The sequence below is a fragment of the Novosphingobium sp. BL-S-32 genome, assembly GCF_056857055.1.
Genome location: NZ_CM166477.1, coordinates 726,469 through 738,701, shown reverse-complemented (window position 1 = coordinate 738,701; position 12,233 = coordinate 726,469). Strand labels below are relative to the sequence as shown.

17 protein-coding genes and 2 pseudogenes are annotated in these 12,233 nt (G+C 62.1%); 5 read left to right on the top strand and 14 right to left on the bottom strand.

The window, feature by feature from the left end; genetic code table 11:
* Positions 1-196 precede the first annotated feature (196 nt).
* The 7 genes and pseudogenes from AC1VVK_RS20070 to AC1VVK_RS20040 form a co-directional block, all read right to left on the bottom strand.
* Complete coding sequence (locus tag AC1VVK_RS20070) at positions 197-808, bottom strand: general stress protein (RefSeq protein WP_482906508.1); 612 nt, start codon at positions 806-808, stop codon at positions 197-199.
* A 24-nt stretch (positions 809-832) separates the two neighbouring features.
* Positions 833-1,126, bottom strand: a complete 294-nt coding sequence (locus AC1VVK_RS20065) for a hypothetical protein (RefSeq protein ID WP_132385833.1) — start codon at positions 1,124-1,126, stop codon at positions 833-835.
* Positions 1,127-1,253: 127 nt separating this feature from the next.
* The gene (gene arsH / locus AC1VVK_RS20060; protein ID WP_482906507.1) at positions 1,254-1,973 is read right to left on the bottom strand and encodes an arsenical resistance protein ArsH; all 720 of its coding nucleotides are present in this window, start codon (positions 1,971-1,973) and stop codon (positions 1,254-1,256) included.
* A pseudogene (locus AC1VVK_RS20055) lies at positions 1,970-2,218 on the bottom strand (arsenic resistance protein); the annotation flags it as partial. The pseudogene AC1VVK_RS20055 and the gene arsH, both read right to left, overlap by 4 nt.
* 6 nt (positions 2,219-2,224) lie before the next feature.
* On the bottom strand, positions 2,225-2,761 hold the full coding sequence (locus AC1VVK_RS20050; protein ID WP_482906506.1) for a GNAT family N-acetyltransferase: 537 nt from the start codon (positions 2,759-2,761) through the stop codon (positions 2,225-2,227).
* Positions 2,758-3,171 carry an arsenate reductase (glutaredoxin) gene (arsC, locus tag AC1VVK_RS20045; RefSeq protein WP_482906505.1) on the bottom strand — a complete coding sequence of 138 codons (414 nt, stop codon included), beginning with the start codon at positions 3,169-3,171 and terminating at the stop codon, positions 2,758-2,760. The genes AC1VVK_RS20050 and arsC overlap by 4 nt, the downstream gene beginning before the upstream one ends.
* A gap of 10 nt (positions 3,172-3,181) precedes the next feature.
* Positions 3,182-3,511: an ArsR/SmtB family transcription factor gene (locus AC1VVK_RS20040; protein WP_482906504.1), complete on the bottom strand. Its 330-nt coding sequence runs from the start codon at positions 3,509-3,511 to the stop codon at positions 3,182-3,184.
* 330 nt (positions 3,512-3,841) lie between these two features.
* Between AC1VVK_RS20040 and AC1VVK_RS20035 the strand changes: the two genes are divergently transcribed.
* Positions 3,842-4,753: a histone deacetylase family protein gene (locus AC1VVK_RS20035; protein ID WP_482906503.1), complete on the top strand. Its 912-nt coding sequence runs from the start codon at positions 3,842-3,844 to the stop codon at positions 4,751-4,753.
* A gap of 10 nt (positions 4,754-4,763) precedes the next feature.
* On the opposite strand, the gene AC1VVK_RS20030 is transcribed toward AC1VVK_RS20035, so the two are convergent.
* The gene (locus AC1VVK_RS20030; RefSeq protein WP_132385828.1) at positions 4,764-5,015 is read right to left on the bottom strand and encodes a hypothetical protein; all 252 of its coding nucleotides are present in this window, start codon (positions 5,013-5,015) and stop codon (positions 4,764-4,766) included.
* 93 nt (positions 5,016-5,108) lie between these two features.
* Positions 5,109-6,002, bottom strand: a complete 894-nt coding sequence (locus AC1VVK_RS20025; RefSeq protein WP_482906502.1) for an AraC family transcriptional regulator — start codon at positions 6,000-6,002, stop codon at positions 5,109-5,111.
* A gap of 136 nt (positions 6,003-6,138) precedes the next feature.
* Between AC1VVK_RS20025 and AC1VVK_RS20020 the strand changes: the two genes are divergently transcribed.
* Genes AC1VVK_RS20020 through AC1VVK_RS20005 form a run of 4 tightly spaced genes read left to right on the top strand, consistent with a single transcriptional unit; the run spans position 6,139 to position 8,560 of the window.
* Positions 6,139-6,882 carry an SDR family NAD(P)-dependent oxidoreductase gene (locus tag AC1VVK_RS20020; RefSeq protein WP_482906501.1) on the top strand — a complete coding sequence of 248 codons (744 nt, stop codon included), beginning with the start codon at positions 6,139-6,141 and terminating at the stop codon, positions 6,880-6,882.
* 13 nt (positions 6,883-6,895) lie between these two features.
* Positions 6,896-7,291, top strand: coding sequence for a VOC family protein (locus AC1VVK_RS20015; protein ID WP_482906500.1), 396 nt, complete (start codon positions 6,896-6,898; stop codon positions 7,289-7,291).
* A gap of 1 nt (position 7,292) precedes the next feature.
* Positions 7,293-8,282: a saccharopine dehydrogenase family protein gene (locus tag AC1VVK_RS20010; RefSeq protein WP_482906499.1), complete on the top strand. Its 990-nt coding sequence runs from the start codon at positions 7,293-7,295 to the stop codon at positions 8,280-8,282.
* 20 nt (positions 8,283-8,302) lie between these two features.
* On the top strand, positions 8,303-8,560 hold the full coding sequence (locus tag AC1VVK_RS20005; RefSeq protein ID WP_482906498.1) for a DNA-3-methyladenine glycosylase I: 258 nt from the start codon (positions 8,303-8,305) through the stop codon (positions 8,558-8,560).
* Between the two features lie 4 nt (positions 8,561-8,564).
* Here the strand turns inward: AC1VVK_RS20005 and AC1VVK_RS20000 are convergent, their stop codons facing one another.
* The 5 genes and pseudogenes from AC1VVK_RS20000 to AC1VVK_RS19980 all read right to left on the bottom strand — a co-directional run bounded on the left by AC1VVK_RS20000 (position 8,565) and on the right by AC1VVK_RS19980 (position 12,209).
* Positions 8,565-9,302: an SDR family NAD(P)-dependent oxidoreductase gene (locus tag AC1VVK_RS20000; RefSeq protein ID WP_482906497.1), complete on the bottom strand. Its 738-nt coding sequence runs from the start codon at positions 9,300-9,302 to the stop codon at positions 8,565-8,567.
* Positions 9,303-9,382: 80 nt separating this feature from the next.
* Positions 9,383-9,859: a nuclear transport factor 2 family protein gene (locus AC1VVK_RS19995; protein ID WP_482906496.1), complete on the bottom strand. Its 477-nt coding sequence runs from the start codon at positions 9,857-9,859 to the stop codon at positions 9,383-9,385.
* Between the two features lie 114 nt (positions 9,860-9,973).
* Entirely contained in the window at positions 9,974-10,918 is a 945-nt protein-coding gene (locus tag AC1VVK_RS19990; protein ID WP_482906495.1) for a LysR family transcriptional regulator, read from the bottom strand.
* A gap of 72 nt (positions 10,919-10,990) precedes the next feature.
* Positions 10,991-11,080 (bottom strand): annotated as a pseudogene (locus tag AC1VVK_RS19985) (thioredoxin domain-containing protein); the annotation flags it as partial.
* Between the two features lie 136 nt (positions 11,081-11,216).
* Positions 11,217-12,209, bottom strand: coding sequence for an aldo/keto reductase (locus AC1VVK_RS19980; protein WP_482906494.1), 993 nt, complete (start codon positions 12,207-12,209; stop codon positions 11,217-11,219).
* Between the last annotated feature and the right edge of the window lie 24 nt (positions 12,210-12,233).

Sequence of the window (12,233 nt, the reverse complement as noted above, 5' to 3'; positions counted from 1 at the left end):
TTCCGCCTGCGTCGCCGTTCCCCTGCGCCCCCTCGCCTCGTCGTGCCCGAGCCCCAGAATGACGATACGTTCAAATGTGCTGACCGGCATGCACGCGCCTACGCTGGGCACATAGCATCGGCAGCTCGCCTCTCCGCGAAGCGAGCTGCCGTCAGACTGGAAGATGAATGCGCTATGTGGGCGCGACTGGGGCCGATCAGTACCGGGGCGTCAGTCCGTAGCGCACCCTCTCCTGCTCAACCTCTTCGGCCGAATAGGCAGGAGCATTCTCGTCGAAGCGGGTCCAACCGGACTCTCGGTAGCGGGCGCCGCGCGCCGCGATATCGACGGAACCCACCGTATCGACTGCGGCATTGGCCCGAGCGACCTCCGCGTCGTTCACCTTTGCACTCAGCAGTACCCCGCCGCGCCTTACGCCCTCGGAATATATCTGCGCTTCCTCATCCGAGTGTCCCGCATGCTTGAGCGCGCCGACAATGCCGCCCGCTGCCGCACCGCCAACCGCACCCACGCCTGCGCCGACAGCGGCAGCAGCCAACCAGCCCGCTGCGACGATCGGACCCAGCCCGGGAATGGCGAGCATTCCCAGACCTGCCAGGACGCCGCCGGCACCGCCCAGCACCGCACCGGCGGACGTGCCTGCGGCGACCGCCCCGCCCTCAGTCACGCCCTCATGGACATGTTCGCCATGGACATTGTTGGCAATGACACTGATGTCGTCACGGGGCACGCCAATGCTTTCAAGCTCACGGATTGCCTCTGCAGCATCCGCATAATTGTCGAAGAGACGAGTGATTGTCTTTGTCATGATCATTCTCCGCGCTGGTCAGGTTCAGTGAACGGTGACGTTACCCTTGTAATCAAGAGCGACCGTTACGGACTTGCCATGCTTCATGGCCTTGCCCTGCCAGATGCCATTTTCGTTTTTCGTAAGCTTGCCGATGTTCGTGTATCCGGCCTTGGCAATACGCCCACGAGCCTGGTCTTCTGTGAAGGAGTTGTGCCCCTTCGCAGCGTGGTTCGTGGTCGCGACGGTAGGATCCTTGACCGCCGGATTGTGCGATTGCGCATAGGCAACAGAAGACCCGAGCGCGGCAGCAAGCGCCGCGACAAATACGATTTTCATGGTTTTTCTCCTCTGTGCTGACCTAACGAATCCACTCATCGTTGGTTGCCCGGAGAAGTCGCTCCTTCACCCCGCGACGGTCCCGCGAAGCAGAAACAGGACGAAACGAACGATCGACATCGGCGCGTTATCGATCGGCAGCAGTATCGACCGGAATTCCCGCTTCCTTGCGCTCCGAGTACCGGTCGACAAGTTTCGCTGCGTGCGGGCGCATCAGCACCGTGAAGCGCACCAGTTCTTCCATCACATCGACGATGCGCTCGTAATAACTCGATGCGCGCATCCGCCCATCCTCGTCGAACTCCTTGTAGGCCATCGCCACCGAAGACTGGTTGGGGATCGTGAACATCCGCATCCAGCGCCCCAGCAGGCGCAACGAGTTCACGGCATTGAAGGATTGCGAGCCGCCGGACACCTGCATGACTGCAAGCGTGCGGCCCTGCGTTGGCCGCATCCCGCGTATCTGTAGCGGCAGATGATCGATCTGCGTCTTCATGATGCCGCTGATCTGGCCGTGACGCTCCGGGCTGCACCAGACCATGCCTTCCGACCAAAGCGCATGCTCGCGCAGTTCATGCACGGCCGGGTGGTCGTCTCCCGCTATCTGATCGGGCAGCGGCAGGTCGCTAGGATCGAAGATCCGCGTCTCAGCGCCGAAGAATTGCAGCAGGCGCGCCGCCTCTTCCACGGCGAGGCGCGAAAACGAGCGTTCCCGCAGCGAGCCGTAGAGCAGCAAGATGCGCGGCGGCGGTTGGTCCGGGCCAAGGCCGCTGGCGGGACGCGCCAGCGCGAAGGCCTTGTCCAAGGCAGGAAGATGATCGGGGGCGGTGAGTTCGCGTAGTCTCATGCAGGGATACCTTTCTCGTACCAGGGGCGGGTTCGCTTCACCAAGGCGACGATCGACGGGATCGCCGGCACTTCCACCAGCACGCCCCCGACCGTCGCCAGCACAGCGCCGGAATTGAAGCCAAAGAGGCTGATGGCGGCGGCCACAGCCCGTTCGAAGAAATTGGAGGAACCGATCAGGGCCGAAGGGCCGGCAACGCACCACGCCGCACCGAAACGGCGACTGAGCCAATAGGCGATGCTGGCAGGTCCTCAGTCCTTCCCGGAAGTGGCAGGCGCAGTCGCAGTGCCGCCGCCCAAGGCGATCTGCATGTAAACCGTGTCGAGCCAGCGTCCGGCCTTCCAACCCATACCGGTCAGGCGGCCGACATGCCCGAAACCGCAAGTATCGTGCAGAGCAACGGACATCGGTTCAGCACCGCCAATGACGGCGACCATTTGCCGGAAGCCATAGGCTTCGGCGGCCTCCAGCAAGGCCTTGAGCAGCAGCTTGCCGATGCCGCCGCCGCGCCGGTCGTGTGCCACGTAGATGCTGTTCTCGCAGGCATAGGCGTATGCGGGGCGATCGCGGAACTGGGTGGCGTAGGTATAGCCCACCAAATCCGGTCCATCGCAAGCGACGAGGAACGGCCAGTTCCGGCCGGTCACCATCCGTATCTTGTCTAAGGTCTCGGCCTCGGTCGGCGGTACCACTTCGTAAGTCGCCGTACCATGCAGGACATGGTACGCGTAGACGGCGGCAATCGCCCGGCCATCGTCGATCGTTGCGCTGCGAACCGAAAGAGTCATCGCCGGGTTCCTTCCACGACTTCGCCGTCTTCCTTGACGAAAGTACTGCGTTGCCCGGCCGGCAGCAAATCCAGCACTTCTTCGGACGGCCGGCAGAGCTTAACGCCCAACGGTGACACGACCAGCGGACGGTTGATGAGCACGGGATGCTCCATCATCGCATCGATCAGCACCTCATCGCTCAAGGCCTCATCGCCGAGGCCCAGTTCGGCATAAGGCGTGCCCTTCTCGCGCAGCAGGGCGCGCGAAGTGATACCGGCCCGCTCGATGAGTTCCACCAGCAGCGCGCGGCTTGGCGGCGTCTTCAGGTACTCGACGACATGAGGTTCGATGCCTGCATTGCGGATCATGGCCAGGGCATTGCGAGAGGTCCCGCAAAGCGGGTTATGGTAGATCACGATATCCGTCATCGTTGCCTCTTCAGCAGCAGGTAAGTTGGGCCAGAAGCGGCTCGCACAGTTCGGCGCGCCCCTGGCAGCAATCCTTGGCCAGATAGACCATCAGTCCGCGCAGCGCGTCCAGGTTGGCCCGCTGGATTTGTTGCCGACCACGCTTCTCGGAAAGCACCAGCCCGGCCTTCGCCATAACGGCCAGATGCGTCGAGAATGTGCTTTGCGTCAGTTCAGAAGCTTCGACCAGTGCGCCGGTCGTCAGACCTTCAGGCTCGTGCCGGATCAGCAGACGGAACGCTTCAAGGCGCGTCGGGTGCGCGAGGGCAGAGAGAATCGAGAGGGCATCACCGATATCCATTCATCGGAATTATCCGATGCAATTAATTTCGTCAACAAACCATCGTTAATTTCCGATGCATCCGACAGCCTTCCCGGTTGGGCCATCGGTCGGCCATGAAAATGGCTGAATCGAACACCGGACCCGGCAGCTATGCCCATGCTTTCGAAAGTCCCGCAGAGAGCCACAGCCAGGCGTAGTCTTCTCGCCTGATAACGATGCCTCCCCCTTACCTGCCAAGGGTCATGGCCTGCTCCTTCCATGGCGAAAGCCCCACTACTGAAATTGTCAGATCCCTACGCCCGGCAATGCTGCTCGACCTGTGTGTCTTGGCGTTCTACCTGCAAGGCCATGCTGCATATCGTCCATCATCCCGGTTACGTGGTCGAAGCCGAACGCACGGGCACTTTCCCGCATGACAAGTATGCGCTGGTGATGCGGGCGCTGGGCGAAAGCGGCGTAGCCATGACGGTCCATGCGCCCGAAGTCATGCCGCGCGAATGGCTCGAGGCTGTCCACGACCCGGCCTATGTCAATGAAGTCATCGATTGCGCGGTGCCGGTGGCCAAGCAGCGCCGGATCGGTTTTGCGATCGACGAGCGTATCTCCCGGCGATCGCAGCTCTCCCCCGGTGGAACATGGCTGGCCGCGAAGCTGGCGCTGCAGCACGGGTATGCGGCAAATTCCGCCGGCGGCAGCCACCACGCCCTGGCCGATACCGGCGCGGGCTATTGCGTGTTCAATGATCTGGCGCTCGCCGCCAACAGGCTGATCGAGGAGGGTAACGTCTCGCGCATCCTGATCCTCGATCTTGACGTGCATCAGGGCGATGGCACTGCGGCCCTGACCGCAGGGCGCAGCGACATCTTCACGCTTTCCATTCATGCCGAGAAGAACTTCCCGACACGCAAGGCGCGCTCTTCGTTGGATGTCGCACTACCCGATGCAACCGGCGATGCGGACTATCTGGAAGCTCTGGCCGGATCGCTGCCCATGGTCCTCGATCATTTCGTGCCGGAACTGGTCCTGCTGCAGGCAGGGGTCGATGCCCATAAGGACGACAAGCTTGGCCGACTGTCCCTGACCGACGAAGGCCTTGCGGACCGCGATCGCTTCGTGGCGGCAGAAGCGAAACGGCGCGGCATTCCATTGGCGAGTACGCTGGGCGGTGGTTATGGCGCGGACCGTGAAGCCGTGGCCTTGCGGCACGCGCGCACGATCCTCGCCCTGTCCGCCACGATTGGCGCGAGGGATACGGCCTGAACGCGCGCGCTTACTGGGCCGCCTTCCTCTCGGCATTGAGGCGCTCGACCAGTTTCTGGATCTCGTCGGGATTGAGAACCCAGGTGCGGGTCTTGCGGCCTTCACGAAACACGGGCCGCGTCAGCAGGATGCGCGCCTGCTCCTTGGCGAAAGGCTTGAAGAGCGCGAAGTGCATCACGCATTCGAGCATCGATCCGATCACCGGCGTCTTGCCGTCCAGATCGATCAGCGTTGCAGGCTGGTCCCAGGGAATGTTCATCATGCCGCGCGCCTATCGCGAGTTAGAACGAATGCAAAGGCTGAATGCTTTCACTCGCACTACCTCAAAATGCCACGAGCGCCTGACGGCCGTCGGCTAGGCCATCGTCTTGTGGACGCTGTGCACGATCTGCAATGAATCCTTAGACGGTGGCAGTCCAAAATAGCGCGAGTATTCCCGGCTGAACTGGGTGGGGCTTTCGTAGCCTACGCCAAACGCAATCAAGGTCGCGTTTCCCTCTCCAGCGATTAACAGCGATCGGGCGTGAAGCAGCCGGATCCGTTTCTGATACTGAAGCGGGCTGAGCGCCGTGACCGCCTTGAAGTGCCGGTGAAACGCAGAAACGCTGAGCGCTGCCATCGCAGCAAGAGCCTCGACTCTCAGTGGTTTGGTGAAATTCTCGCGGATCCATTGGATGGCGATGCTGACACGCGAGAGCGCCGTTCCGGGCGCAGCGATGTCGCGCAGCATCCAGCCATGGGGTCCCTGAAGGACGCGGTAGAGGATTTCGCGCTCATAAGCGGGAGCCAGCGCGGCGATGTCGCCAGGATGCTCCATCAGGCGTAACATTCGAACCCAGGCGTCGAGCAGTTCGTCCGTGACCGGCGCAATCGAGAAACCTGGGCTGTAGAGATCGCCTCCAGCAGGTTTGGGCAGATCCGTCAGCAGATTTGCGACAATCGTCGGCTCCAGAGTGAGGCTCACTGCCAGATAGGGCTCGCCGGTTTCTGCCGGATGAACCGAGCCCACGGCGGGCAGATCGACCGACATCACGAAATAGGTGGCCGGATCGTAGCGCAGTGTGCGGTCTCCGACTGTCATCGTCTTCGATCCAGTGAGAATGAGGTTGATCATCGGATCATAGACCGCTGCCAACTGATGTTCAGGGATCTCGCCCTGCACCATCGCCACCCGAGGGATGCCCGTGTCGGTACGCCGATTTTCGGCGTGCGCGGCCAGGCGTCGCAGTTCGGTCAGGTTCGTGTTCATGAGCACGATCATCTCACGCGCAGCGTACCGGGCCAACCCAAAAGCAGAAATAGGCATGGATCGAGGAGGATCCGGCAAGCGCCGTCCAGCCCATCGGCGTAGTTCAAGGCTCGACAACATCGTGAGGAGCTATCCAATGAAAATCGTCATCGTCACCGGTGGGAGCCGGGGCATCGGTGCCAGCGCTGCTCGCCTCTGCGCGAAGGAAGGCATGGGGGTCATCCTCACCTACAACAGCAACCCTGCTTGCGCCGAGGCGGTCGCGGCCGATATCGAGGCGGATGGCGGCAAGGCCGTCACGCTGAAACTTGACGTTGCAGACACGTCGGCATTTCCCGCCTTCCGTGATGCTGTCCAGGTGGCGCTGAAGGCTCGCTGGGACCGAGACGATTTCGACGGCCTCGTCAACAACGCCGGATATGGCGTCTTCAATCCGATAGCGACGGTCACGGAAGCGGAATTCGACGGCCTGTTCGCCGTCCATCTCAAAGGGCCATTCTTCCTGACGCAGACGTTGCTGCCGATCATGGCCGATGGCGGCCATATCGTGAATGTCGCAAGCGCAACCACGCGCATCGCAACCACCGGTGTCGCACCCTATGCCAGCTTCAAGGGCGGGCTAGAGGTTCTAACCCGCTACATGGCGAAGGAGTTCGGGCATCGCGGCATCCGCGCCAATTCGATCTCACCGGGCGCGATCCGCACCCAGCTCGGCGGCGGTCTCAACGACGAGTTTGAAGCCGTGCTGGCCGCGCAAACCGCGCTCGGCCGCGTTGGCGAACCGGATGATGTCGGCGGCGTCATCGCGGGGCTGTTCTCTGACCACAATCGTTGGGTCAATGCGCAGGCGATCGAAATCGCCGGCGGCTACATCATCTGAACGGGAGAGCCACATGCTCGATCACGTCTTCCTGTCGGTCAGCGATCTCGATCGCTCGATCGCCTTTTACACCGCCGCACTTGCGCCGCTGGGGATCACGCAGCGGGTCGACTACGACGGGAAGGATGGCCCTCCGGGCCACCCGGACCTCAAAGGTTTCGGCAAGGACAACCGGATGGCCTTCTGGCTTCGACGGGGCTCCGTCGAGGGCGGGGCCGCGCATGTCGGCTTCATCGCCAGTTCGCGCGCAGAGGTGGATGCGGCCTACGCCGCGGCCATCGCGGCGGGTGCGACCGACAACGGACCGCCCGGCCCCCGGCTCCATTACGATCCCCGCTATTACGCCGCAAACGTGCTGGACCCGGACGGATACAGCCTCGAATTCACCTACAAGAACTGGCAGCACTGATATGACGAAATTGATGATTTACGGCGCTGCCGGCTACACCGGTCGCATGGCGTCCATCAACGCCAGGGCACACGGCCTCGACTTCGTCATCGCCGGAAGAGTGAAGGACGAAAGCAGGCTCAACTTATTCGCCGCGGAACTGAACGTCGAATATCGGCTGTTCGCCGTCGATGACCGAGCCGCCGCTGAGGCAGCGATGGTGGATATCGGCGTGCTGCTGAACTGTGCGGGTCCCTTCATGCATACGGCCGAGCCAATGATGCGCGCTTGCCTGGCGGCCGAGGTCCACTATCTCGACATCGCGGCCGAAATGGACAGCTACCGCCTTGCCGAGACACTGGATGCGGAGGCCCAGGCGGCCGGCGTAATGCTGTTGCCCGGTAGCGGCGGAAGCGTGGCGATGCTCGGATCACTGGCGGGACACGCAGCGAAGCGCGTCGCCGCTCCCTCCAAGCTCAGCATCGCGCTGCACGTCACCGGCGGCTTTTCCCGTGGGTCGGCAATCAGTGCCAGCGAGAATGTGACGGCGCAGACACTCCAGCGCGTCGATGGCACGCTGGTCAGCCGCAATGCGGATGAGGTCCGCACCTTCGATTTCGGCAGGGGGCCGGCCACATCTTTCCCGGTAACGCTGCCCGATCTTATCACGATCTGGCGCGCCACGGGCATCCCGAACATCGAGACGTTCGTCCATGTGTCGGAGGGCGCCTTCCCCGAGGGCGATCTGGCGCAGATGCCTGATGGCCCCACGCTGGAACAGCGCGAAGCCAATCGCTATCAGGCGGCGGTGGAAGTGACCGGCGAGGTCGGTACCGTGGTTCGTTCGCTGCTAGATACCGTAAACGGCTATACGTTCACGACGATCGCGGCAGCAGAAGCAGCGCGGCGGGTTGTGGGCGGCGAGGCGCGACCGGGCTTCCAGACCCCGGCCACGCTGTTCGGCATCGGCTTTGCCGAGACAATCGCCGACACCCGTATCGTCGATCAGTGACGCGGCAAGAGGGCCTGGCTATGGAGGACAAGCAGGATCGCGGCGAGGATTTCGCCACCCATTGCTGGTCCTTTACTTCGTGCAAGCCGATCGAAGGCAGGGTCACCGACACGCAGACCGCGCTGTCGGTGACCCTCGCGAAAGATCTGAAGGCACGAGGCTTCAAGTTCGTCGGGCCGACGATCGTCTATGCCTGGATGCAGGCCGTCGGCATCACCCACGACCACGTCCCGGTCTGCTTTCGCAGGGCGCAGATTTTGGAGCGGGGCCGGCCCTGACGCTTCAGACGCCGCGTGCGCCGCCGGTGGCCCTGATAGACTCGCCGCTGACCCAGTGGGCATCGTCCGATGCCAGGAACAGGACGGTGGGCGCAATGTCCTCCGGCTCGCCGAAGCGTCCGAGCGGCGTCTCGGCGAGCAGCCTTTCGCCAAGCTCGCCCGCGAAATTACCTTCGGTCGCCCGGGTGTTGGTATAGCCGGGCATGACGGCGTTCACGCGGATGCCGCGCGGGCCAAGTTCACGCGCCAGCGCATACGTCATGGTGTCGACCGCGCCTTTGGTCGCCGCATAGATGCTGGTGCCGGGAGATGGATGCGTGCTGAGGATCGAGCTGATGTTGACAATGCTGCCACCGTCCTCGCCGAAATGTCTGACCGCCTCGCGGATGGCGAGGAAGTAGCCAAGCACGTTCACATTGAACTGCTTGTGAAAGGCGTCTTCGGTCAGGCTCTCCGCCGTCTCGAACTTTGCAACGCCGGCGTTGTTGATGAGAATATCCAGCTTGCCGTGCCGCGCGATGACGTCGTTGAAAAGACGGACAACATCGCTCTCCTTCGACATATCAGCTTGGAGGGCAGTTGCTGCTCCGCCCTCAGCTTCGATCAATGCCACCACCGCGTCGGCGTCGTTCTTGCTGGTGGCGTAATTCACGATGACGCTCGCCCCCTCGGCGCCCAAAGCCCGGGCTATGCCCGCACCGATGCCGCTCGACGCGCCCGTGACGAGCGCGACTTTTCCCATTAATCTCATGAAATCTTCCCTCTCGGCGAAAGCCGGAATTTCGCATGGTTGCGATGGTATCGGTCGCTACCGCTCGGTCTTCAGATGACGGAGAGCACCGACGGATCGCCGGAACGCCAGACGTTATCGATCGTGACGCGTTGTATGACCCAAGCATCATCGCCGCGAACCAGTTCGACATCGTAGCGGTTCTTCATGAGATAGTGCCGCGAATGGTCGGCTGCTGGCACATGCTGCGCCTCCATCAGTGCATCAAGGCGAGCCCGGTCGCCATCGACGGTGACGCGCGGATTGCTCACCGAATGCGTGGTATCGAGGGACTTGAGCGATCCGGATAGGGCCGCGACGATATTCTCCCGCCCCTGCAGCACCGGATATTCGAAACCGGCCTTGGCCGCGGCAGGCCTGAAATCGGACACGGCGTCCGCCGCGAAGGCCGATGCGAGCAGATCGGAATTCTTGAGGTCGATGCCGGCGGCGAAGCGGTAGAGGGTTTCCGCCGCTGCAAGCTTATCTGCAGCATCGCTTGGCTGGATCGGCTGGTTGGTCTTCAACATGATACGGTCCTGATCTGGTTGGCGTCGTCTTGGCGACATCAGCCGGATCTAGGGCCCGCTCCTCCTGTGCAGTAGGCAGCAGAAGAGCATAGCAACCATTCCCTGCAAGAATGCTCAGGGTATCTGAAGGCCGGGCTGGCTAGCGAAGGTCGCCGCGAGAAAATCGATGAAGACGCGTACACGATATGGCATTTTGCGGCCGCCCGGCGTGACAAGATGGATCGGATCGGTACCCGCTTTATAGGCTTCGAGAATTCTGACGATCCTGCCTGCTTCCAGATCCGCATGAAACAGCGCGCCCGGCCCGTGCAGGATGCCGATTCCTGCGAGCACAGCGGCCCGCAAATCCTCGCCATCGTTCGAGCGAAACGCGCTTGTCGGCATGATCGCAACAGTCCCTTCCTCACCGCTGAACCGCCATTCGATGGCCCGCCCGCCGGTTTGGGCAGCGATGAGCTTATGGCGTGCCAGATCTCGCAGGTCCGCTGGAGTGCCATGCCTGGCGAGGTAGTCTGGAGAAGCAACAGTGATCATCTGCATCTCACCGATCTTGCGGGCAATCAGGCCCGAAGAACCAAGCTCGCCGACGCGCAGCGCCACATCGACTCCGTCCTTGACCAGATCGGCAAACGGTTGGCCGGCGGTGAACTCGACCTCGATCTGCGGGAACTGCGCAAGAAAGGAAGGCAGGCGCGGGATGATGTACATGCGACCAAGGACAGGAGGAGTGGCAACGCGGACGAGTCCACTTGGCGCAGTGGATCCGTCGCGGATACGCGCTTCGGTTTCCTCAAGGTCACTGATCAGGCGCAGCGCAGAATGATAGAGGTCCAGGCCTGCTGCAGTCGCCCTGAGTCCGCGAGATGTGCGCTCCAGCAACCGCGTTCCAAGATGCGCCTCAAGAGAGCCAATCTGCTTGCTGGCGGATGGTTGCCCCAAGCCGAGTTCGTGCGCGGCACGCGTGAAACTGCCCAGTTCGATAACACGCGTCAGCAATCGCAACGTCGATAATCGATCCAAATCGTCATTCCCTGTTGGAATGCCAACGTGGTCGCGCATTGGCTTTTGCACAATCCCACGCAGAGATTATTTCTCTGCGAACGTCAGGTTTCAGGAACGATGATTAGATCGTTCCAGGGACGTGCCGCTGACATACAACGCCAGCCTCGCGCGCATCGCGAAAGGGCATCGCCGAAAGCTGTACAGGATAAATACGTTCATGGTCGGTCTTGTTGCCAACGACGCAAGGTTGTTCCCGCAAGCCGGCATTGAGCCGCATAGAAGGCAATGCAAGCGTCAAGCACCCGGCCGACCAGCCTTTGACCGGCCGGCCAGCCGGGACGAATACAGCCGACGATTAAAGCTTTACGCGAGACATGCCCATTTCATTGTAGCGCGGGCCAGCCGTCTTGCCGCTGGGAGCGGCGGCCTCGATCGCGGCGAGGTCATCGCTCGACAAGTCCACATCGGGCGCACCGACGCTGTCCCGCAAGGTCTCGCTGCGCTTGAAGCCGGGGATCGGCACGATGTCCTCTCCCTGAGCCAGTAGCCAGGCGAGCGCGATCTGTGCATTGGACACGCCGTGACGCTGCGCGACTGACGCGATCGCATCGACGATCGCCAGGTTCCGGGGCATGTTCTCCGGCGAATACCGCGGATCGTTGCGCCGCCAGTCGTTCGCGGGCAGGTCGTCGAGACTGCGGATGCCCCCAGCCAAAAAGCCGCGCCCCAGAGGGCTATAGGGAACGAACCCGATGCCGTTTTCGCGGCAGGCGGAAAGGATGTCGCCTTCGACATCGCGTTCCCAAATCGAATATTCGCTTTGCAAGGCGGCGATCGGATGAACTTTCGCGGCGCGGCGCACGGTGTCGGCCGCAGCCTCCGACAGGCCGATGTGGCGCACTTTGCCTTCCTTGACGAGGTCCGCCATGCCGCCGATCGTTTCTTCGATGGGGACCTGCGGATCAACGCGATGCTGATAGAACAGGTCGATCGTGTCGATGCCCAGCCGCTTCAATGATCCTTCGCAGGCACGCCGTGCGTTTTCGGGGCTGCCGTCCACGCCGACCGGCGTATCGCCATCCCAGCGCATCGCGAATTTCGTGGCGATGACCAGTCCTTCGCGGCGCCCCTTGATGGCCGCGCCGACCAGTTCCTCGTTACGGAACGGGCCATACATTTCGGCGGTGTCGAAGAAGGTGATGCCCAGATCGATCGCCTCGTGGATCGTTCGCGTGGAGACATCGTCGTCCGCAAGGCCATAGTTGATGTTGCCTTCGCGGATCATCGGCATGCAGCCCACGCCGATGGCGGAAACCTTCAGGTCTTGGCCCAATGTACGATACTTCATTGTATTTGCTCCCAGCTTGGCCAG

What these genes read in the sequence shown, in the direction of transcription:
- AC1VVK_RS20070 (WP_482906508.1), bottom strand. Translation starts at nt 808, where the DNA reads ATGACAAAGACAATCACTCGTCTCTTCGACAATTATGCGGATGCTGCA.
- AC1VVK_RS20065 (WP_132385833.1), bottom strand. Translation starts at nt 1,126, where the DNA reads ATGAAAATCGTATTTGTCGCGGCGCTTGCTGCCGCGCTCGGGTCTTCT.
- arsH (WP_482906507.1), bottom strand. Translation starts at nt 1,973, where the DNA reads ATGAGACTACGCGAACTCACCGCCCCCGATCATCTTCCTGCCTTGGAC.
- AC1VVK_RS20050 (WP_482906506.1), bottom strand. Translation starts at nt 2,761, where the DNA reads ATGACTCTTTCGGTTCGCAGCGCAACGATCGACGATGGCCGGGCGATT.
- arsC (WP_482906505.1), bottom strand. Translation starts at nt 3,171, where the DNA reads ATGACGGATATCGTGATCTACCATAACCCGCTTTGCGGGACCTCTCGC.
- AC1VVK_RS20040 (WP_482906504.1), bottom strand. Translation starts at nt 3,511, where the DNA reads ATGGATATCGGTGATGCCCTCTCGATTCTCTCTGCCCTCGCGCACCCG.
- AC1VVK_RS20035 (WP_482906503.1), top strand. Translation starts at nt 3,842, where the DNA reads ATGCTGCATATCGTCCATCATCCCGGTTACGTGGTCGAAGCCGAACGC.
- AC1VVK_RS20030 (WP_132385828.1), bottom strand. Translation starts at nt 5,015, where the DNA reads ATGATGAACATTCCCTGGGACCAGCCTGCAACGCTGATCGATCTGGAC.
- AC1VVK_RS20025 (WP_482906502.1), bottom strand. Translation starts at nt 6,002, where the DNA reads ATGAACACGAACCTGACCGAACTGCGACGCCTGGCCGCGCACGCCGAA.
- AC1VVK_RS20020 (WP_482906501.1), top strand. Translation starts at nt 6,139, where the DNA reads ATGAAAATCGTCATCGTCACCGGTGGGAGCCGGGGCATCGGTGCCAGC.
- AC1VVK_RS20015 (WP_482906500.1), top strand. Translation starts at nt 6,896, where the DNA reads ATGCTCGATCACGTCTTCCTGTCGGTCAGCGATCTCGATCGCTCGATC.
- AC1VVK_RS20010 (WP_482906499.1), top strand. Translation starts at nt 7,293, where the DNA reads ATGACGAAATTGATGATTTACGGCGCTGCCGGCTACACCGGTCGCATG.
- AC1VVK_RS20005 (WP_482906498.1), top strand. Translation starts at nt 8,303, where the DNA reads ATGGAGGACAAGCAGGATCGCGGCGAGGATTTCGCCACCCATTGCTGG.
- AC1VVK_RS20000 (WP_482906497.1), bottom strand. Translation starts at nt 9,302, where the DNA reads ATGGGAAAAGTCGCGCTCGTCACGGGCGCGTCGAGCGGCATCGGTGCG.
- AC1VVK_RS19995 (WP_482906496.1), bottom strand. Translation starts at nt 9,859, where the DNA reads ATGTTGAAGACCAACCAGCCGATCCAGCCAAGCGATGCTGCAGATAAG.
- AC1VVK_RS19990 (WP_482906495.1), bottom strand. Translation starts at nt 10,918, where the DNA reads ATGCGCGACCACGTTGGCATTCCAACAGGGAATGACGATTTGGATCGA.
- AC1VVK_RS19980 (WP_482906494.1), bottom strand. Translation starts at nt 12,209, where the DNA reads ATGAAGTATCGTACATTGGGCCAAGACCTGAAGGTTTCCGCCATCGGC.